Raw genomic sequence first — 20,028 nt, forward strand, 5'->3', positions numbered from 1 at the left:
TTATTTTAGCATATTTTAAAAAACGTGTATAGCCTTTTTAGACATTAAATTTTTCTTAAAGCATCTTCATTTTTGTCGAATGAAGCATATTTTTTGCGGATCGTTTCCGCGATCTTTATGCCGTCCACTGCGGCTGACGTAATCCCGCCTGCATATCCGGCGCCTTCTCCACACGGATATAGTCCGCAAATACGGCTCTCCATCGTTTCATTTCTGAGAATTCTGACCGGGGAAGAGGTTCTGCTTTCCACCGCCGAAAGAATCGTATCCGGATGCGAAAAACCTCGGATTTTCGTATTAAATTCTTCCATTCCCTCAACCAGAGATCTTGCAATCTGCTCCGGGAAAATCTGTTTTAGCTCCGCTTTTTTCCAACCGCCTTTCATACACGGAACCATTTCTCTGAATTCCATGCACACAGGACGTGTGTCCAACTTCCCGGCATCCAATTGAAGACTTTGGCAAAAATCCCCATAGCGCTGAACCGGGATCCTGCCATTTCCCGCTTCATAGGCCGCCTTTTCCAGTTTACGCTGAAATTCCACACCAGAAAGCGGATGCTTGGAACCAAAATCTTCCGGAGATACGGTTACGACGATAGCACTGTTGGCGTTCCGGCTGTCTCTCGCGTGATAACTCATTCCGTTTACCGCCAGGTGTCCTTCTTCCGATGATGCATTGACCACATATCCACCCGGACACATGCAGAATGAATACACACCACGCCCATTCGGTAGTTTTGCTGTCAGTTTATAAGCCGCAGCCGGGAGTGAATCCGGATATTCTGCCCCGTACTGGGAACGGTTGATCAGTTCCTGAGGATGCTCCGCACGCACCCCCACCGCAAATGATTTTGCTTCCATTGGGATCCCGGTCTCATAAAGCATGCCAAATGTATCCCTCGCACTGTGTCCCGGCGCCAAAACAAGAACTTCGACCGGTAATTCCCTCACGTTATTTTTCTCTTCGGCATCTGTTTCTACCCAGATTCCCTTCAATTTTCGTCCGGACTCATTTAGGATAAGTGACGTCATTTTCGTATGAAAATGAACTTCTCCTCCCCATGCAAGAATCTGCTCGCGCATATTCCGAATGACCGTACACAGAATATCCGTTCCGATATGCGGTTTTGCGTCATACAGGATCTCCTCCGGCGCTCCGTGTTTGACGAAGGTTTCCAGCACGGCCCGGATCCTTCCGTTCGGGTCTTTGACCAGTGTATTGAGTTTTCCGTCGGAAAATGTTCCGGCTCCTCCCTCTCCGAACTGAACATTGGAATCCGGCTTAAGCACTCCGGTTTCCCAGAATTTCTTCACATCCTCCTGTCGTTCTTCCACAGGAGCTCCCCGCTCGATCAAGATCGGACGCATCCCACACTTGGCCAGAAAATACGCGCAGAAAATTCCCGCCGGACCGCATCCGACTATGACCGGCCTTTCTTTCAGACGGCAGGAGCCCTCTTCGGGGAAATGATACCGTTCTTCCCGGCAGACGCTGACATCTGAATTGCCTTTCTTCTTCGACACCCGTTTCCAGACAGCCTGCTCATCGTTTACTTTCACATCAATGGTGTATACATAATAAAGTTCCGGCTTGCGCCTGGCATCCAGAGATCTTTTCCGAATGGTAAGATCCAGCAACTGCATTTCCTGAATTCCGAGACGCTTCCGTACCTTCTTTTTCAATTCTTCTTCGGTATGCCCCACCTTTATTTTTAACTGACTGATTCTAAGCATTCGCTGCTCCTTTCCCTGCCAGATATCCGCTTGCCCATGCCCAGTGCAGATTGTATCCTCCGCAGATTCCGTCCACATCGACCAGCTCACCCGCGAAATAAATGCCTTTTGCAATGCGTGATTCCATCGTCTGAGCAGAAAGTTCCGCTGTCGAAACACCTCCTGCGCAAATCTGAGCCTGTTCAAATGGATTCGTATCTATAATATCTGTCCGAAAATGTTTCCCTTCTTTCACCAGGCGTTCCAGTTCAGCCTCCGTAAGTTCCCCCGCCTTTTTCATCCGCGGTATCCCTGAAATTTTGAGCAGCACCTCCGACAGTTTCTTGTGAAATACTCCGGTAAAAAAGACACTCATTTCCTTTTCTGGATGAAGCCTTTTCCTCTCTTCAAGCATCTGTCTCCATGCATCGTCCGTTAACTGCGGCATAAAATCAACTTCTGCACAGACAGATTGTTTCCGGTAAAGTCCTTTCGACGCGATCCTGCTGATCTGAAAGACCGGAATTCCGGAAATACCGTAAGCATTCATCTGTAGCTCGCCCGTATCCTCTCCATGCTTCTTTCCGTCAATCCATATAGAAACTTTTCCGTTCACACGCACGCCTGCTAAAGAGGGATAAAAGTTTTCCCGGCATTTGAGCTGTACAAGTGCCGGGACCACAGGAATGATCTTATGCCCCAGCTTCTTCGCAAGATCGTAACCGCTTCCGTCATTTCCGAGCTTTGAAGCTGCTCTCGAACCGCAGGCAAGAATTACGGAATCACAATTCATTTTTTCTTTCTTTTTACCACCATGGAGAATTTCAACCTGCCAGCCTTTTTTTGTTCTTAAAATATCCGACACATGGGCAGATGTCACAATACGGACTCCGCATCGATCGAGTTCCATACGAAGTACATCCAGCACCGCACTTGCCTGTTCGGAAAACGGATAAATGTAGCCATTTTTGTCTTTTGGCATAACACCCATTTCTTCAAATTTACGAATGACCCACTCTGCCGGAAATCTGCTGATGATCTTCCAGGGGAAATCGTTCTCATCGCTTCGGTAGCACTGTGGGCTCTGGAACAGATTTGTATAATTGCATCTTCCGTTTCCGGTAGAAAGGATTTTCCTGCCGACGCGATCATTGTGTTCCACGATTGTAACGCTTGCCCCTTCTTCCGCAGCGGAAAGTGCAGCCATCATACCGGCAGCACCTCCTCCTGCAACCACAATCTGTTTTCCCATTATGGAAGCTCCTTTACGATTCCAGCGTCATAGAGTTTCTGAAGTGACATCAGGATTCCGAATTTAGCATGTTCCCAGGTCAATCCTCCCTGGAAATAAACGGCATACGGTGGTTTGATCGGTCCATCGGCGCTAAGTTCGATCGAGGATCCTTGCACAAACGCTCCGGCTGCCATGATAACTTCGCTATCATAACCCGGCATCGCCCACGGAACCGGTGTCACATAGCTTTCAACCGGTGCAGCAGCCTGGATTCCCTGGCAAAACGCAATCACGCCTTCTGGTGTTCCAAGTGTCACCGCCTGAATAATATCATGACGCGGTTCACTTCCGTTCGGAATGACCGGATATCCGAGTTTTTCATAAATATTCGCTGCAAAAACAGCTCCTTTTAACGCGCCTGCCACTACGGTCGGTGCGAGGAAAAGCCCCTGATAGAAGGACTGCATTACACCAAGAGAGGCACCGACCTCTTTCCCCAGTCCCGGTGAGGTAAGACGGTACGCACACTGCTCGATCAGATCCTTTCTTCCCGCAATATAGCCTCCGATCGGCGCAAGGCCTCCGCCGGGGTTCTTGATCAGGGATCCGACAACCATATCGGCACCGACATCACTCGGCTCCTTCTCTTCTACGAATTCACCGTAGCAGTTATCCACCATGCAAATAAGTTCCGGCTTTATTTTTTTCACAAACGCAATCCCTTCCCCAATCTGATCTACCGAAAAGCTTGGCCGTGTCTGATACCCTTTCGAACGCTGGATCGTAACCAGTTTGGTTTTTTCATTGATCGCCTCACGTATCTTATCATAGTCGAAACTGCCATCCTGCAGCAGATCCACCTGGCGATAGGTAATTCCATATTCAGCAAGTGAACCGGTGGAAGGACGAATTCCGATCACTTCTTCCAGCGTATCATAAGGTTTACCTGCAATCGAAAGAAGTTCGTCTCCCGGCCTTAAATTGGCTGAAAGCGCCAGCGCCAGCGCATGGGTTCCACATGTAATCTGAGGACGCACCAGTGCATCTTCAGTATGAAATACATTTGCATACACTTGTTCTAATGTATCTCTTCCGAAATCACTGTATCCGTATCCGGACGCATAATTAAAACATTCCGAGCTCACCTTCGCCTCCTGCATTGCATGCAAAACCTTGAGCTGATTAAATTCAGCCATCCGGTCGATTTCAGCGAACCGATCCTTCAGTCCTGCTTCGATTTCAAGTCCGTACCGCAGCACGTTCGGGTCAATTCCCATCTGAATATAAAGTGATTCTGTTTCTTGATTTAAACTCATGATTCTATTATTTTCCTTTCTCTTAAGATTCTCAGCATTGCTTCCAATATCGCAGTTTCATCATAATTGTACTGATCCTTGGGCAGCCAGATTACATCACGCTCCCGCTTAAACCAGGTAATCTGCCGTTTTGCGAAATGTCTGGTGTCCCGTTTTAAAATATAAACAGCCTCTTCAAGGGAACACTCCCCTTCAAGATATGACAGAATTTCTTTATAGCCCAGCCCTTGCATAGACACCATTTTACGGTCATAGCCTCGCAGCTTTAGTGCCCGGACTTCGTCCACAAGTCCCTCATCGATCATCTGATCTACCCGCCTGTCTATCCGTTCGTAAAGCCGGCTTCTCTCATCATTCAGAACAAAATATGCAAAAGAATACGGAGATTCTTTCTTACGCTCTTCTTCATTATGCTGAGAGATGGGCATCCCCGTCTGATGGTAAAATTCCAGTGCCCTTATCACACGCTTCACATTATTCGCATGAATCTCATCGGCAGATTTCGGATCCACCTCGCGCAGACGATCATGCAGCGCATTTGCACCATTTTCATTTGCAAATGCTTCCAGTTCCTTTCGATACGCAGTATTTTCTTCTCCTTCGGAGAAATCAATGTCATACAGAAGTGCCTGTATATAAAATCCTGTTCCGCCCACCACGATCGGGATATGTCCGTTTGCATAAATCTGCTCCATCGACTGCTTTGCCATCTGTTGAAATCTGGCTACATGAAATTCTTCGTCTGGCTCAAGTACGTCCACAAGATAATGAGGAATTCCTTCCATTTCATCCCTGCGGATTTTTGCGGACCCAATATCCATATGCCGATATACCTGCATAGAATCTGCAGAAATGATTTCTCCACCGACCGCCTTTGCCAGTCCGATCGAAGCTTTCGTTTTTCCCACAGCGGTAGGTCCGGTCAATACAATAATCGGCGGTTTTGTGACATCGTCCGTTTCTTTCCGTTTTTCTTCCATTACAGACACCTCCTCTACATTTCTTAATTCATTGAAAAATATGCGCTTATTAAATGATACGCTTAAACTTTTTCTCAAGTTCCCGTTTGGTCATTGAAATAATCGTGGGCCTGCCGTGTGGACAATGGTATGGATTATCCAACGTCAGAAGTTCACCGATCAAAGCCTCAACCTCTGCAGCAGACAATCTGGAATTACCCTTGACCGCTGCTTTGCAAGACATGGATGCAATTTTCTCATCAATCAATGAAGGTTCCAGATTAGAAGCCAGGCCTTCAGACAATCCATCCAACATCTCAAGCAAGAGCTCCTTCTTAGCAATTCCGAATAGATTATCAGGAACTGCTCTCACAGCATACTCATCGCCGCCGAATGGTTCCATCTCAAATCCAATCGATGTGAACCGGTCTTTGTAAGTCTCCAGTACATCAATTTCCTGCATAGATAAACTTAAGATGATCGGAGGACTCAGGTACTGAGAAGTATACTCCCGATTTTTCATTCCTGCAAGTGTACGTTCATACAATACTCTTTCGTGTGCAGCATGTTGATCGATAATATAGAGACTATCCCGAAATTGTACCAACCAATAAGTATCGAACACTTGACCAATTATTTTATACTCCTGTTTTACTTCTTTTTTGAGTAAATTTTCCTCAAACAAATCTAATTGTTTGCTTTTTTCTGACTTTTGTGGATTATTATGCGGAAATTGTGGATTGTTTTGCAGATCGCGCTCTGTTTTTTGGGTATCGCTATTGTCTTTTTGCAGAGTTTGCTCTGTTTTTATTGGATCGTACTCTGTTTTACTTGCTGTATTGTGTAGAGTGTGCTCTGTTTTTGAAGGACTGTTTTGTAGAGCGTACTCTGTTTTTTCGGAATTCAAGCGCCTTTTTACAGCTTCTTTTACCTTGTCCGTTTCCTGTGCCTTTTTCGATATGTCTTCCGTACTTTCCACTTCCGCATGCGAAACCTGATTATGATAAGCCTGTACTCTCTCCTTCATTTTTTTCATGAAATAATCAAGATTCTTCTCTTCATCGCTCTCTTCTTTTTTTACTGGTTCCGGATTCAAATTCCCGTAAGGCCGTTTTGGGACCTCCTGTACCAATACAGCGTTTTTCCTCGCACCTGCTCTCCGGTCATTTATTTTATTTTCAAGCGACGGCGGTTCCGGTATCTCCACTTCCGGGATCAGATTCTTTTCGTGCAGGCCGTCACTGACAGCCTGATAAATCCGGTTGTAAATCTCCTGCTGATTGCTGAAGCGAAGTTCCATTTTTGTCGGGTGTACGTTGACATCGATCTTCTCTGGATCCACCTGAATGTGAAACGCTACAAACGGATATTTATGCTGCATCGTAAAATCTTTGTATGCGTCTTCAATCCCTTTCGACAAGATGTTACTGCGGATATATCGTCCGTTTACAAAATAGTTTTCAAAATTTCGATTTCCGCGGGAGATAAGCGGTTTTCCAAGAAATCCATTAACACGCATCCCTTCACAATCATATTCCAGCGGGAGCAGATTATTGGCAATCTCTCGTCCGTAAATATGATAAATCACATCTTTTAGACGTCCGTTTCCGGATGTATGTATCTTCGGCTGATGGTTATTAATGAACTGGAAGGAAACCTCTGGATGCGAAAGTGCAAGCCGTGTCAGCAGATCGCTGATATGGCTTGCCTCTGTCATTGGTGTTTTTAAAAATTTTCTCCTTGCAGGTGTATTATAGAAGAGCTGACGTACCAAAAACGTTGTTCCGTCGGGAGCTCCCGTTTCTTCCAGAACCTTTTCCTGTCCTCCTTCTATAACATACCGGGTTCCAAATATATCATTCGCCGTTTTTGTCACCAATTCAACCTGAGCAACAGCGGCAATACTGGAAAGCGCCTCACCACGAAATCCAAGCGAAGAGATGTGCACTAAATCATCTGCGCTTCGAATCTTACTCGTCGAATGGCGTAGGAATGCTTTTCTAACATCGTCCCTCTCAATCCCACATCCATTATCGGTGATCCGCATAAATGTGATACCACCATCCTCTATCTCTACTACAACCGCCGTTGCACCGGCATCAATTGCGTTTTCCACCAGTTCTTTGATCACCGAGGCCGGCCTTTCTATCACTTCCCCGGCTGCTATTTTATCAATTGTGATCTGATCCAACAATTCAATATGCGGCATATTGTTCTCCTTTATTCATTCTAAGTATCTTATCTTACCATCGATTTTTCAGTTTATTCTGGAGCTGATACAATTTGTTCATCGCATCGATCGGAGTCATATGACTGATATCCAGTTCTTTTAATTCTTTCAGAACATCATCATCCTTTACCGTATCGAAAAGAGAAAACTGTGCCAGATCAACTTCATCCAGCTTCTTCTGTGGCTTTTTCTTCTGGTTTTCTCCCTGTACGGCGATTTCCTTCACCCGCGCCGTAATATCTGCATTGACCAGCTCTTCCACGATTTCTTTCGCACGATTAATGACAGAATCCGGAACCCCCGCCAGTTTAGCAACCTGGATTCCGTAGCTCTTATCCGCACCGCCTTTTACTATTTTTCGAAGGAAGACGATATCATCTCCCTTTTCCTTTACAGCAATACAGTAATTATTGACATTATCGATTTTCCCTTCCAGCTCCGTTAATTCATGATAATGTGTAGCAAATAATGTCTTCGCCCCCAGAAGCTTACTATTGCTGATATGTTCCACGACCGCCCATGCGATACTTAAGCCATCGAAGGTACTGGTTCCTCTTCCGATCTCGTCCAGGATCAGAAGGCTTTTGCTGGTTGCATTTCTCAGGATATTCGCCACCTCGTTCATTTCCACCATAAAGGTACTCTGTCCGGATGCCAAATCATCGGAGGCACCTACTCGCGTGAAAATACGATCTACAAGTCCGATATTCGCGGACGATGCCGGGACAAATGAACCGATCTGTGCCATCAATACGATCAATGCAGTCTGACGCATGTACGTCGATTTACCGGCCATATTCGGTCCGGTGATAATCGAAATGCGGTTCTTTTTATCATCCAGATAGGTATCATTGCAGATAAACATATCATTAGGGATCATTTTCTCCACCACCGGGTGACGTCCGTCTTTGATATCAATGACACCTTTCTCGTTAATTTTCGGGCGGACATAATTATTTCTCTCCGCAACCAGGGCAAGGGAGGCAATCACATCCAGCTTGGCAATCGCTTTTGCAGTCGTCTGGATGCGAAGGATTTCTCCGGCGATTTTGTTCCGCACTTCACAGTACAGTTCATATTCCAGTGCACAAAGCCTGTCCTCAGCTCCCAGAATCGTGTCTTCCAGTTCTTTCAGCTCCGGGATGATATAACGTTCCGCGTTGGCCAGCGTCTGTTTTCTCACATAGTAATCGGGCACCAGATTTTTGAACGAATTCGTCACTTCCAGATAATAGCCAAACACCTTGTTATAACGGATCCTCAGATTTTTAATTCCCGTCTTCTCCCGCTCTTTTGCTTCCAGCTCAGCAAGCCAGCCCTTTCCATCCGATTTAGCTCTGCGCAGACGGTCTACTTCTTCGTTGTAGCCTTCACGAATAATGCCGCCTTCCTTCATTGCAAGCGGCGGATCCTCCATGATTGCTTCCTTGACCAGAGTGCAAAGCTCCTCAAGTGTATCCATTTCCCCGTAAATCTCTTTCAGAAGCTCTGACTGCATATCCTCCAGGATGCATTTAATCGGAGGCAGCATGGAAAGGGAGCTCTGAAATGCAATCAGATCACGCGGATTTGCAGACTGGTAGGTGATCTTTCCGACCAGGCGCTCCAGATCATACACAGGACCTAAGTACTCCCGTATTTCCTCTCTGCAAATAGCGTTGTTCTTTAATTCTTCTATCGCATCCTGTCTCTTTTTAATAGAAGCTTTATCGATAAGTGGCTGCTCCACATTTTTTCGAAGAGTTCGGGCACCCATTGCTGTTTTCGTCTTGTCCAGCACCCACAGAAGCGAACCTCGTTTCTGCTTCTCCCGCAACGTCTCAACCAGTTCCAGATTTCGACGCGTCGAACTGTCAAGGACCATATAATTTCCCGTCGTATAGGTGGTAAGCCGGCTCAGATGGGACAGCGAATTTTTTTGTGTTTCTTCCAGATATTTCAACAATGCGCCCGCTGCAATCATACCACAGTCATAGTCTTCAAGGCCGAGTCCCTGCAGCGATTTCACTTGAAAATGCTCCATCAGTGTCTTTCGACAGAGTGCATCGTCAAAATACCAGGCGTCCAGAGAATAGATGGTGATTCCAAGCCGGTTTTTCAGATCATCCAGATTCATTCCGCTCATATAGAACGCCTCATTACAAATGATCTCCGAGGGCATAAATTTCGTAAGTTCGTCCATCATTTTTCCGGAAGATTCGATTTCTGTGACCATGTATTCACCTGTCGTTACATCAGCAACAGACAGCCCGAAACGATCTGCGATGTATACGATACTCATGATATAGTTGTTTTTCGTCTCATCCAGTGCCTGCATGTCAAGATTGGTACCTGGGGTGACGATACGAATAACGTCCCTTTTAACTATTCCCTTCGCAAGCTTCGGATCTTCCATCTGCTCGCAGATTGCCACCTTGTATCCTTTTGATACAAGACGATTCAGATAACTGTCCACAGCATGATAAGGGACTCCACACATGGGAGCCCTTTCCTCGAGACCACAGTTTTTTCCTGTCAGTGTTATTTCCAGTTCTTTTGATGCGGTTATTGCATCGTCAAAAAACATTTCATAAAAATCGCCAAGTCTGTAAAAGAGGATACAGTCTGGATATTCTTCCTTCGTTTGAAGGTACTGCTGCATCATTGGGGTCATTTTCGATGCCATGTTGGTTTTATCTATCATATTTCCAAATTCTCCTTATTTTTCAAGGGTTTTCACAGTTTTGAAAGTAGTTGCTTCCCACGTTACTTCACCTATCCTTTCGCATTTGCAGCCAAATGGATAGGGGCATTTGTCACATTCAAATCTTAACAAATTTATGGAGGCATTTCAAGCAAAAGCTGAAATCGCCCCCACAAACAATGGACTGTTTTATCGAGAATCTGGATGGTTGTCCTTTTCTTGTTTTCCTCGATAATATTATTTAAGCTTAACTAAATAAATGTATGATGGATTCGTAACAGGAGTAATCACAGATATCTGGTTTCCGCTTCCCGGTTTTGTAGAAGAATGCCAGAAACGATTATCGGAAGAATCGTTTTCCCAGAAAAAACCGATGTGACAATCCGCACCGCTTTGGCTCCAATCCTTGGGATCGCAGAAAATGATATCTCCTTTTTCTGCTTTCCCACTATTAAGTAATTCTCCTACTGTTGAATACTGATAGTAGGTGACATTATATTTTTTGAAGTATCTCAACCAGTTGGAGGCATTGCAGTAACTTCCTCTAAGACCCATATTCCCGATTGTTTCCAGATTTGCTCCACACTTCTGGAAAACGAATGCTACAAAGCCGGTACAGTTCATTCCGGGGTTATTGTTCGCATACTCACCATACGGGCGCATACATAATTTGAAATCTTTATTTGGGTTGAGTCCAACATATTTTGTATTCAAATAGTAATCATCAAATTGATGCATTATCAGTTCACTTACGATTGCGTTTGGGTTTACGCCAAGCTTACTGGACAGGCTGGATTTCGATGCGGATCCGCCCTGCTGGAATGCGTTTTCTGTGCTTCCCGGAGCGGACTGCCCTTTTATTCGGAGGGAAATCTGGATGGCTTCCATCCGGTGTACATGATATTTCTCTGCAAATTCAAAATTTTCAAAAAGATTCCAAGATTTTCCTCTTCATATTATCCCAATTATAACAAATATATGCATAAAATCAACCTATTCGACATGAACGGTCATGTTCACGACATAAACGGTTTAATGGAAAAATCAGAAATATCAAAGAATATGAAAATCCGGCTTTCTTTCCCCATAAATCCAATATGTCAATGTCCCGCCCAAAAGAATTCCAATCACAATCAGCCCGGAAAATAAGATCATAAACGGCACACAGATCTGCCCCCATAATTGAAACGGCTGGTCGCTATAGTCCCACACTTCAAGATGAAGCCATTTATTCACAATAATCCCTGTTATAAATTCCAGTGAAGTAACAAATACGACCGATCTGATGACCTGAATCCATAATGGCTCCGTCCACTTCATCGCCTGCCCCTGAAATGTACAGAAACAAAGCGCAAGTCCGCCAACCACAAACATACTCCAATGCGAAAAACCTCGCGTCACCATCTCAATCGTATAGTAAATCGTTCCGCCCAGTACCCAGATAAACAACACTTCACTGATATATTTTGATCTTCTGCTCTTCATAAAAATCGCCCTCACTATGCAAATCTTCCTACATAGTGTGAGCGATTTTGGGAAAATTATTACAGCCGATATACATTTTCATAAAGCATTACATACTCTTCTTTCAAATGATGTATGATCAGAATTAAGGTAAGTTCCGGGCAGTTCAAAAGTGCATGTTCGATTATCAATGCATTTTCCTGATCCAATGCAGATGTTCCTTCGTCTACGAGTAGAATTTTACGATCATGAATTAAAGCTCTGGCCACCGCTATTCTCTGTTTCTGCCCACCGGAGAGATTCTTCCCGTTTTCTCCGACTTTGGTATCCAATTCTTCCGGAAATGTTCGAATATCTTCTTCCAGTGCGCTCATTTTAAGCACTTTATCTATCTCGTCTTCACAATACGAATCCCCCAGTGTAATATTATTCCGGATAGAGGTATCGAACAGGAATACATTTTGTTCGATGTATGCCATCTGTTCATAAAATGTATTTATATCATAGCAGGACAATTCTTTTTTATCATAGAGGATACTTCCCTGATATCCCGTAAACTGTCCGAGCATGAGCTTCAGTAAGGTCGTTTTCCCGCAGCCGCTTTTTCACGGGTCTTTACGTACCTGCATCTCTGCCTTTCCAGCTCCCTGGATGCCGTCTGGATATTTCCCTTAAAATCCATCTCGTGTCCGAATGATTTCAGAACATGTACTCCACCTACCTGCTCTTTTACCGCCTGCGTAAATGTCTCCCATCCCTTGGACACTTTCCCGGACTCTTCTTCCACATTTCCATGAAAATAGTGAGAAAACACATAAACCATTCCGGACGTCAGCAGCGTACATATTAATTATTTCCACTGGATCCGGGCAAGTACCGCGATACCGATGGTCAGTTTAATCACTGCGTCCACAGCAGAATAAAAATTCTGAAATCCCTGTGTTTCTGCTTCTTTTAAATCATTGGTGTACCAGGAGATATATTCTCCCGTGTCCGTTCCGTTAAGCTCTTCTGCATTCCTCTCTATGATCTGCCGATTGAGGCTTGCCCTTACATCCTGATTCATATGCGCTATCGTTCTGGCAGTCTGCACATCATAGATCCAGAACAGGAAATGCAGCGTCAGATACACGATAATTACAAAAATCATACATGCCACGATTCCCTCGAAATCTCCGTCCATCACCAGACGCGCCATGCGCATCGTAGTCAGAGTACTCGCTAAAAGAAGCAGATTCTGGAGTAACAACAGCATAATTATGAAAACATTCTGATATTTGTAACTTCTGATGAATGAAAGCATTATTTTTCAACTCCCATCCAGCATCCTTCTGCACCCACACCGTCTTCCGGCGGCACGAGCATTCCTTTTTCAATCAGAGCCTCCACGACCGAATCAATCACCGGAAGCGACACCAGCCGATTTGCAAATTTCCATTCACTCAGCAGATAATCCGGCACACAGTCATAAATCAGTTTTGCCATTTTGTCAGCGATGATCCTTGCCGTTTTTTCAAAACAGCCTTTTTCTAAACGTTGACTGATATCATATAATTTTTCAGAATCGCACAGACGATTAACGAGAATTTTCGTGTACAGCATTTCGCCTTCCCTGTAAAGATAGCCACACGAAACAGCCATCGCTGCATATTCCTTTTCCGCTTCTGTCAGCGAGCCGATATTCAGCCCGTCAATCGCCCGAAGAGCCAGCTGGATCGGGATATCATTTGCAAGATTAAGACCACAGTGGAAATGCGCTCTAACTTGTGTAGTGTAAATATTGTCAACACGAATTTTTGAGTATCCACATACATTTTCAGCATTCACGCCGTCCCAGCCACTTCCAAAATATTTCCCATTATCAATATAACCATAGACATAAAACGGCCGTTTCTTCTTTTGGATCCGAGAAAAATAGCGTTCTTCCATGTCTTTTTCAACATTTTTAATTAAAGAATCCACCATTGGAACAATCTGCTGCCAGAGTACCAGATTCTGATCGATTTTCCGGTTTAAATACGGAAATGTAAGATACTGTTCCTCATTGTCTTTATGTTAGTAGCACATGTACACTACATGCTTCGAAAACCGCCTTGTGCAAACCGTTCTGGGATCATTCCCGCATGGATTTCCCTCCCCCCAGATCACGTAATTGATTCTGTCAAGCACCACCGGTTTCGGATAAGTCTCTGTCATTTCTTTTACCTCGCTTTTAATTCTTTTTCTCGCCGAAAATAATCTTTGACGAACCGCCGTCTCACTAATATTCTGCCTGACGGCAATTTCCGCGGTTGATAAACCATCAAGATAAAACAGAATCATAACCTCCCGGTATGCCTTCGTCAGAAACGCAATCTGACGATACACCGCATCAAGCAGTTCTTCACTTTGATCGTTATCCTCTTCATCGGCAATAAACGGAAGTACCGTTTCAGAATCATCCTCGTAAAACATATCCGTATGTTTTCTTCGCCTATCCGAAAATCAGCATATACATTTCGCGCAACTTTCCATATAAATGGATAAAGATTTTCAATTTCACCATTTGAACAGGCAGCCTTGATCAGCGCAAAAACAATATCCGAACATAGCTCCTCATCCTCATAACTGTCCTTCGTTCTCGTGTAACAGAATCCAAACAGTTCCTCAAGCAGTTCATTGTCAATTATTCTCAGCAAATCTTGTTTCTTCATTTTTCTCTCCAAAGTGATTGATCAATACTTTCATATATATAGTCCTGCAAAATGTAAAAATGTTAGTAGGGACGGTTCTTTTGTCCCGACCATCGCCCTTTGGTCTGATCGACCTGTCCGTATCGTATTACATATGATTGGAAAAGGCAGAATTTGGCAAATTGTCAAAAGAGTGCTATGAAAAAAGCAGCCTTTTCAGATTCTTTCATTCTTCTGTAAAGACTGCTTTCCAATTCTCTTAGAATATTTCTTTTTTTCCGCTTACAAAAGCCAAGGGGCTATGGTCGTGGCAAAAGAACCGTCCCCAAATAATAGAATCCCTTCGCCTCATCCAGATGAACCGGTACGATTTTCCCAATCAACTCTTTATCCCCAGGGAAATGCACCAGCAGGTTATTGCTAAGTCGCCCGGTAACAAGACTTGGATCGTGATCGTTCACGCTTTCGACAAGTACTTCCTGAACCGTTCCTTCATGTACAGAACATACTTCCGCGGAGATTTCCTGTACTTCTTTCAAGAGTCGGTCAAATCGGTCTTTTACTACATCTTCCGGTATCTGTTCTTCCATCGCCGCTGCCGGTGTGCCTGTACGTTTGGAATAGATGAATGTAAAGGCGCTGTCGTAACGTACTTTTCTGACTACGTCAAGTGTTTCCTGGAAATCTTCTTCTGTCTCTCCCGGGAATCCTACAATAATATCGGTCGTAAGTGAGATATCCGGAACTGCGGCGCGGATCTTATCTACCAGTTCGAGATAGTGTTCTTTGGTATAGCGGCGGTTCATCTTCTGAAGGATCCGGCTGCTTCCTGACTGGATCGGCAAATGCAGATGACGACAGATCTTCTTTGATTTTGCCATCACTGCGATCAATTCATCGGAAAGGTCTTTCGGATGTGATGTCATAAAACGGATCCTTTCCAGGCCATCAATTTTCTCAATTTCTTCCAGAAGCTGGGCGAAGCTCATCGGCTCATCCAGTGTCTTTCCGTACGAATTAACATTCTGTCCAAGGAGCATGACTTCCACAACTCCGTCCGCGACCAGCGACTCGATTTCGCGGATAATGTCTTTGGGATTCCGGCTTCTCTCGCGTCCGCGCACATACGGTACGATACAGTAGCTGCAGAAATTATTGCAGCCGAACATGATATTAACGCCTGATTTAAAAGAAAACTTTCTCTCACTCGGCAGATCTTCTACGATCTTATCTGTATCCTTCCAGAGATCGATCACCATTCGTTCTGATTCAAAACGCGTCACGATTAATTCCGCGAACTTGTAAATATTATGAGTCCCGAAAATCAGATCCACAAAACGATAGCTTTTCTTGATCTTCTCGACCACTTCCGGCTCCTGCATCATGCATCCGCAAAGTCCGATAAACATGTACGGTTTCTGCTTCTTTACACGGTTTAACTGCCCCAGACGTCCATACACCCTTGTGTTTGCGTTCTCGCGGACAGTACAGGTATTAAAGATGACGAAATCAGCCTTCTCCTCGTCCGGCTCCTCCACATACCCGATCTGTTCCAGCACGCCGACCAGCTTCTCGGAATCTCTGGCATTCATCTGACAACCAAAAGTGGTCACGCAGAACGTGAGATCTCTCCCCAGTTCCCTGCTCTTTTCCTGCACATAATGCCTTGCTTTGGCCATAAAATAGTATTGACGCTGCGGCTCTTCTACCGGCGGCTGCTTTGTCAAATCAATTTCATCAAAATTTATATCAAACATGTTATTATCCTTCCATAATCCTGTTATATGAACTGATTCGTTTCCTCATCATAGCGATAGTCGATCTGTTCCAGTTTCTTTTCAATCATTTCCCGATCCACTTCCATATCCTCACACAGCTCATCCAGCCCGGAATATGAGTCTCTCAGTTTCATGTTGATCACACTCAGCAGGATCATCGGATCATTTGGCAATGATATCATCTCCTACTCCTCCTGTTCTTCCCCATATTTTCATAATCGTGCGTCTTCAGCACCGTATTTTTAATATAGGCAAATGTCTCCCTTTCTCCCTTCTCGGCAAGCATATGCAGCAGTTCTTCCAGCAGTGCCCGAGTATCTTCATGAATAAGCTGTCCGGCAATCCCATTGTCATAATACTGAAGGGGAGAAGAATCCGTATAATTCTCTTTCATATATACTTTCGATGCCGCAATCCGATCCATAAACATCTCAATCACATATTTTTTCGGCATCTTCATACCGGTTAGTCCCGGTTGTTCTAATCCATAGTCGATCCAGTATTCATAATGATGCTTATTGCGTCCTTTATGATGTAGCCAGGCCGTCGAACAACCGGTTATTTCACGCTCCGCATTGTTCGGGCTTCTGGTTCCCTGATAGTATCTGCATCCCACAAGGAACTCAGACGGCATATATTTGGACATATCATGCAAAAGCCCCTGACGGTACAATCCTACCCGGAAACAATTCTTCATAACCAGAATTTTATGATTTGTAATGGTGCAAAAATGCTGCCAGGCTTTCATATTTCCTCCTACTTCACAATGAATACTTTGATGGTACGTTCCTCTACTTCCACACACTTTGCTTCTTCAATGAGTACCGGTTCTTTCAATACTCCATCATCCGTAGAAGCTGCAAGATACCAGTGTTTACCCTTTGGAAGTGCCGGAAGCGCAAAAAGATGCGAAACCCAGTGCATATTATATGCAACATAGCAGCTTTCCTCCTCGTCGCTGCCGTGATAGAATACACCGATCTGTCTACTTGAAACCTCGGAGGATGTCTGCCATGCGTTTTCACTGTGATAAGAGATATCCGGAATTCCGCAGCTGGTACTGTCAATTCCCATCATTTCATGTTCCGGATGCAGCACCTTATGTGCCTTGCGGAAAGCGATCAGATCTTTTACAAACTGATGCAACTTCTCTTCTTTTTGAAGTTTGCTCCAGTCAAGCCAGGAAACCGGATTGTCCTGGCAATAGACATTATTATTTCCCTTCTGGCTGTTCGCGAATTCATCACCTGCAAGAATACAAGGTGTTCCCTGTGCAAGGAGCAGGAGGAAAAATGCATTATAGATCTGCTTTCTTCGCAATTCCACGACAGAGCGTTTGCGGGTCGGCCCCTCTACGCCACAGTTCCAACTAAAATTATAATCCGGTCCGTCCTGATTCTCCTCTCCGTTTTCTTCATTATGTTTTTGATCATAAGAAACCAGATCATTCAGAGTGAAACCTGTCTGTCCGGTGATATAATTAAAGGTCTCTTCCTCTTCTGACTGATGTCTCAGCCACCACATGACCCCCGGAACCATACCCTCGTCTCCTTTCAGGAAGCGGCGCATGGTATTCTGGAAATCATCCATTTTCTTCATGATCTTGGTACCATAGAGAACAGGATCGTTGATCAGAGACTCTCTGTCTATAATACATGGATTGAGAATAAACCCATCAATATGATATTCCATCACCCAGAAACGAAGACATCCCAGAATCATCATTTTCGGAGTATCTCCCGTAAAAGGCATTTCAAGGATCAACTCCATATTCTCCGAATGAAGAGTTTTAATCAGATTCTTCAGTTCTGTAACTTCCTCTTTGGCAGCATAGGAGCTCTTAGGAGCGAAATAATACCCTTCTCCGTATCCCCAATAATTCAGGTAGGATTTATTCTCCTCAAAATCATATATTGGCATTACATGAATCTGATTCACTCCAAGATCCTTTAAATATGGCAATTTCTCCAGAACACCTGCAAAAGTTCCCTTATATCGCACCTTTGAAGAACTGTGTTTGGTAAAGCCACGAACATGAAGGCTGTATGCAATCACTTCATTTTGTGCCAGATGAGGCCTTTTATCATCCTCCCACGGAAATTCCGTATCAATGATCCGGGCACGGACTTCATGCTGTTCTATATTTCTGGCTTCACCCCAGACTTTACGTCCCGCAAAAGCTCTTGCATAACTGTCAATTACGATTTCTCCGTCAACTCTGTAATTATATTCATAAGCTTCAGCTCTTGGTATACGAAGCGCAATACAGCGAATCAGCCCGGAAGAACCCGTTTCCTGCATGTCAAATATCTGCTCCGGAACCTTCTTCCCCTTTTTATAAAGAAGGAGCTCACATTTTTTTCCAGAAGGAACACATACCGAAAAATTCACATTTTCGCCGCGCACTGTACAGCCCTGCGGCAATGGATAACCTGTTGTTACTTTTATCATCATCTTCTCCTCTTTACTGCCATCCGTCAGCACCATACATTTCTACATTATCTGCATCAATAAAAAAGACATCTTCATAAATCGCCTCTTCATATTTTTCCCCATTTAAAATGGCAAATGCTGTTTTTGCGGCATCTTTTCCTATATTAATAGGGGATTGACCACTTGTCCCCCGAATTAAGCTCCCCGGTTTCAAAAGCTCTTTTTTGAGATCGGGTGAACCGTCAACACCATAAATCATGATATCATGCAATGCTTCCGTATGAGCTGCCACCAGCGCACCAAGTGCGATCTGATCATTTCCGCACATGACCGCCGTGATGTCCTTATGCTCAGCAAAGATCTGGTTCGCCGCTTCTCTCGCCAGATTGAGATCCCCCTGCGTATCCATGCGAGCAACCACTTCAAAGCCTTTATCCATAATCGCTTCCTCAAATCCGGTAATGCGCTCATTGACCGAATTCTGAGTCGGACTTTCCAGGATCGCAACCTTTCCTCCTTCCGGACATTGCTTAATCAGATTTTCTCCACAAATATAACCTGCATTATAGTTGTTGGATCCTATAAAAGCATCTACATAATCCATTTCCTTTACTTCTGAGTCGATATTAATGATTTTGACATCCGCTTCTTTCAGATGTTCCAGCGCCGGTGTGATTTCTTCCCATTCGACCGGGCACAGAAAAATGGCATCGATTCCCTGCTCTATCATCTCATCGATCTGTTGAATCTGCGTATTCACATTCAGCTCCGGATCCATCGTAATCATCGTGCACCCTTCATTCTCCACATACTCACGAAGCGACTGCTCCAGTGTAATAAAATAAGGATTCTCCATTGTGATACAACTGAACCCAAAGGTATAAGACACCGTTTCCTCCTGATCTTCTTCCAGCTTTATTGCATTATCCTCACTGGTCCCCACATTTTTCTTACAACCTGTAACCATCATACAACACATAAGAAATGTAAGAAACAGTGCTATTTTTCTCTTATACATACCAAACCTCCCTAAACCTTTCTTTTATTGTAACTTTTTTATCGTCAATGTCAATAGTTTTTCCCCTTGCAAATCCTTGCATAGTCTGTTAGAGTGGAAGTATCATATGAAAGGAGAAGCCGAATTATGGGACATAATCATGAAGGCGGAAATGAAGATAACGATCTTCTTGAAACACAGGTAGTCACGATTACTCTTGACGACGACGAGGAGATTGAATGCTCCATCATTACTACATTTGAGGTTAATTCAAAAGAATACATTGTACTTCTTCCATTAGACGAGAACGGGGAGAACGAAGACGGCGATGTATGGATTTATCGTTTCATCAGGGATACGACCGGTGGAAACAATCATGATCTCGAAAACATCGAAGATGATGATGAATACGAACTTGCTGCGGATGCATTCGATGAATGGCTGGACGAGCAGCAATTCGAAGAGTTTGGTATTGATGACTAGAACCGTCTGTTTCAATCCATTAAATGAAAGAGTCTGGCATGCCAGGCTCTTTCCTGCTCTATAG

18 protein-coding genes and 1 pseudogene are annotated in these 20,028 nt (G+C 44.3%); 1 reads left to right on the plus strand and 18 read right to left on the minus strand.

What is annotated here, in order from left to right:
* Window positions 1–44: 44 nt before the first annotated feature.
* The 18 genes and pseudogenes from ACTNB3_RS05995 to ACTNB3_RS06080 form a co-directional block, all read right to left on the minus strand.
* Entirely contained in the window at window positions 45–1,736 is a 1,692-nt protein-coding gene (locus ACTNB3_RS05995) for an NAD(P)/FAD-dependent oxidoreductase (RefSeq protein ID WP_441024775.1), read from the minus strand.
* Complete coding sequence (locus ACTNB3_RS06000) at window positions 1,729–2,967, minus strand: NAD(P)/FAD-dependent oxidoreductase (protein ID WP_441024776.1); 1,239 nt, start codon at window positions 2,965–2,967, stop codon at window positions 1,729–1,731. The genes ACTNB3_RS05995 and ACTNB3_RS06000 overlap by 8 nt, the downstream gene beginning before the upstream one ends.
* Entirely contained in the window at window positions 2,967–4,226 is a 1,260-nt protein-coding gene (locus tag ACTNB3_RS06005) for an aminotransferase class I/II-fold pyridoxal phosphate-dependent enzyme (RefSeq protein ID WP_427805866.1), read from the minus strand. Before ACTNB3_RS06005 ends, ACTNB3_RS06000 begins: the two co-directional genes overlap by 1 nt.
* A gap of 35 nt (window positions 4,227–4,261) precedes the next feature.
* The gene (miaA, locus tag ACTNB3_RS06010; RefSeq protein WP_441024777.1) at window positions 4,262–5,245 is read right to left on the minus strand and encodes a tRNA (adenosine(37)-N6)-dimethylallyltransferase MiaA; all 984 of its coding nucleotides are present in this window, start codon (window positions 5,243–5,245) and stop codon (window positions 4,262–4,264) included.
* Between the two features lie 49 nt (window positions 5,246–5,294).
* Window positions 5,295–7,433 carry a DNA mismatch repair endonuclease MutL gene (gene mutL / locus ACTNB3_RS06015; RefSeq protein WP_441024778.1) on the minus strand — a complete coding sequence of 713 codons (2,139 nt, stop codon included), beginning with the start codon at window positions 7,431–7,433 and terminating at the stop codon, window positions 5,295–5,297.
* Window positions 7,434–7,467: 34 nt separating this feature from the next.
* Window positions 7,468–10,137, minus strand: a complete 2,670-nt coding sequence (gene mutS / locus ACTNB3_RS06020) for a DNA mismatch repair protein MutS (protein WP_441024780.1) — start codon at window positions 10,135–10,137, stop codon at window positions 7,468–7,470.
* A gap of 237 nt (window positions 10,138–10,374) precedes the next feature.
* Window positions 10,375–11,025 carry a hypothetical protein gene (locus tag ACTNB3_RS06025; protein WP_441024781.1) on the minus strand — a complete coding sequence of 217 codons (651 nt, stop codon included), beginning with the start codon at window positions 11,023–11,025 and terminating at the stop codon, window positions 10,375–10,377.
* A gap of 165 nt (window positions 11,026–11,190) precedes the next feature.
* Window positions 11,191–11,622 (minus strand): putative ABC transporter permease, encoded by a 432-nt coding sequence (locus tag ACTNB3_RS06030; RefSeq protein WP_427820340.1) that lies wholly within the window; start codon window positions 11,620–11,622, stop codon window positions 11,191–11,193.
* 59 nt (window positions 11,623–11,681) lie between these two features.
* The gene (locus tag ACTNB3_RS06035) at window positions 11,682–12,170 is read right to left on the minus strand and encodes an ATP-binding cassette domain-containing protein (protein ID WP_441024782.1); all 489 of its coding nucleotides are present in this window, start codon (window positions 12,168–12,170) and stop codon (window positions 11,682–11,684) included.
* Window positions 12,171–12,175: 5 nt separating this feature from the next.
* Window positions 12,176–12,424, minus strand: a complete 249-nt coding sequence (locus ACTNB3_RS06040; RefSeq protein ID WP_427820342.1) for a hypothetical protein — start codon at window positions 12,422–12,424, stop codon at window positions 12,176–12,178.
* Between the two features lie 27 nt (window positions 12,425–12,451).
* Window positions 12,452–12,904, minus strand: coding sequence for a hypothetical protein (locus ACTNB3_RS06045; RefSeq protein ID WP_441024784.1), 453 nt, complete (start codon window positions 12,902–12,904; stop codon window positions 12,452–12,454).
* On the minus strand, window positions 12,904–13,566 hold the full coding sequence (locus ACTNB3_RS06050) for a hypothetical protein (RefSeq protein WP_427820344.1): 663 nt from the start codon (window positions 13,564–13,566) through the stop codon (window positions 12,904–12,906). Before ACTNB3_RS06050 ends, ACTNB3_RS06045 begins: the two co-directional genes overlap by 1 nt.
* Before the next feature lie 90 nt (window positions 13,567–13,656).
* Window positions 13,657–14,058, minus strand: a pseudogene (locus ACTNB3_RS06055) (RNA polymerase sigma factor); the annotation flags it as partial.
* Between the two features lie 514 nt (window positions 14,059–14,572).
* The gene (gene miaB, locus ACTNB3_RS06060; protein WP_427805754.1) at window positions 14,573–16,030 is read right to left on the minus strand and encodes a tRNA (N6-isopentenyl adenosine(37)-C2)-methylthiotransferase MiaB; all 1,458 of its coding nucleotides are present in this window, start codon (window positions 16,028–16,030) and stop codon (window positions 14,573–14,575) included.
* A gap of 23 nt (window positions 16,031–16,053) precedes the next feature.
* The gene (locus ACTNB3_RS06065; RefSeq protein WP_427805755.1) at window positions 16,054–16,233 is read right to left on the minus strand and encodes a DUF4250 domain-containing protein; all 180 of its coding nucleotides are present in this window, start codon (window positions 16,231–16,233) and stop codon (window positions 16,054–16,056) included.
* Window positions 16,230–16,799, minus strand: coding sequence for a DUF5662 family protein (locus ACTNB3_RS06070; protein WP_427805756.1), 570 nt, complete (start codon window positions 16,797–16,799; stop codon window positions 16,230–16,232). Before ACTNB3_RS06070 ends, ACTNB3_RS06065 begins: the two co-directional genes overlap by 4 nt.
* 8 nt (window positions 16,800–16,807) lie before the next feature.
* Window positions 16,808–18,505, minus strand: a complete 1,698-nt coding sequence (locus ACTNB3_RS06075) for an alpha-amylase family glycosyl hydrolase (protein ID WP_427820347.1) — start codon at window positions 18,503–18,505, stop codon at window positions 16,808–16,810.
* Between the two features lie 10 nt (window positions 18,506–18,515).
* Window positions 18,516–19,502 carry a sugar ABC transporter substrate-binding protein gene (locus ACTNB3_RS06080; RefSeq protein WP_441024785.1) on the minus strand — a complete coding sequence of 329 codons (987 nt, stop codon included), beginning with the start codon at window positions 19,500–19,502 and terminating at the stop codon, window positions 18,516–18,518.
* Between the two features lie 126 nt (window positions 19,503–19,628).
* Here ACTNB3_RS06080 and ACTNB3_RS06085 point away from each other — a divergent pair, with 126 nt between their 5' ends.
* On the plus strand, window positions 19,629–19,964 hold the full coding sequence (locus ACTNB3_RS06085; RefSeq protein WP_427805759.1) for a DUF1292 domain-containing protein: 336 nt from the start codon (window positions 19,629–19,631) through the stop codon (window positions 19,962–19,964).
* The last annotated feature ends 64 nt before the right edge of the window (window positions 19,965–20,028 follow it).

Source organism: Bariatricus sp. HCP28S3_D3 (genome assembly GCF_052065755.1).
GTDB lineage: Bacteria > Bacillota > Clostridia > Lachnospirales > Lachnospiraceae > Allocoprococcus.

Coding starts and splice junctions, on each gene's coding strand:
- ACTNB3_RS05995 (WP_441024775.1), bottom strand. CDS start 1,736: ATGCTTAGAATCAGTCAGTTAAAAATAAAGGTGGGGCATACCGAAGAA.
- ACTNB3_RS06000 (WP_441024776.1), bottom strand. CDS start 2,967: ATGGGAAAACAGATTGTGGTTGCAGGAGGAGGTGCTGCCGGTATGATG.
- ACTNB3_RS06005 (WP_427805866.1), bottom strand. CDS start 4,226: ATGGGAATTGACCCGAACGTGCTGCGGTACGGACTTGAAATCGAAGCA.
- miaA (WP_441024777.1), bottom strand. CDS start 5,245: ATGGAAGAAAAACGGAAAGAAACGGACGATGTCACAAAACCGCCGATT.
- mutL (WP_441024778.1), bottom strand. CDS start 7,433: ATGCCGCATATTGAATTGTTGGATCAGATCACAATTGATAAAATAGCA.
- mutS (WP_441024780.1), bottom strand. CDS start 10,137: ATGATAGATAAAACCAACATGGCATCGAAAATGACCCCAATGATGCAG.
- ACTNB3_RS06025 (WP_441024781.1), bottom strand. CDS start 11,025: ATGGAAGCCATCCAGATTTCCCTCCGAATAAAAGGGCAGTCCGCTCCG.
- ACTNB3_RS06030 (WP_427820340.1), bottom strand. CDS start 11,622: ATGAAGAGCAGAAGATCAAAATATATCAGTGAAGTGTTGTTTATCTGG.
- ACTNB3_RS06035 (WP_441024782.1), bottom strand. CDS start 12,170: ATGCTCGGACAGTTTACGGGATATCAGGGAAGTATCCTCTATGATAAA.
- ACTNB3_RS06040 (WP_427820342.1), bottom strand. CDS start 12,424: ATGGTTTATGTGTTTTCTCACTATTTTCATGGAAATGTGGAAGAAGAG.
- ACTNB3_RS06045 (WP_441024784.1), bottom strand. CDS start 12,904: ATGCTTTCATTCATCAGAAGTTACAAATATCAGAATGTTTTCATAATT.
- ACTNB3_RS06050 (WP_427820344.1), bottom strand. CDS start 13,566: ATGGTGGATTCTTTAATTAAAAATGTTGAAAAAGACATGGAAGAACGC.
- miaB (WP_427805754.1), bottom strand. CDS start 16,030: ATGTTTGATATAAATTTTGATGAAATTGATTTGACAAAGCAGCCGCCG.
- ACTNB3_RS06065 (WP_427805755.1), bottom strand. CDS start 16,233: ATGATATCATTGCCAAATGATCCGATGATCCTGCTGAGTGTGATCAAC.
- ACTNB3_RS06070 (WP_427805756.1), bottom strand. CDS start 16,799: ATGAAAGCCTGGCAGCATTTTTGCACCATTACAAATCATAAAATTCTG.
- ACTNB3_RS06075 (WP_427820347.1), bottom strand. CDS start 18,505: ATGATGATAAAAGTAACAACAGGTTATCCATTGCCGCAGGGCTGTACA.
- ACTNB3_RS06080 (WP_441024785.1), bottom strand. CDS start 19,502: ATGTATAAGAGAAAAATAGCACTGTTTCTTACATTTCTTATGTGTTGT.
- ACTNB3_RS06085 (WP_427805759.1), top strand. CDS start 19,629: ATGGGACATAATCATGAAGGCGGAAATGAAGATAACGATCTTCTTGAA.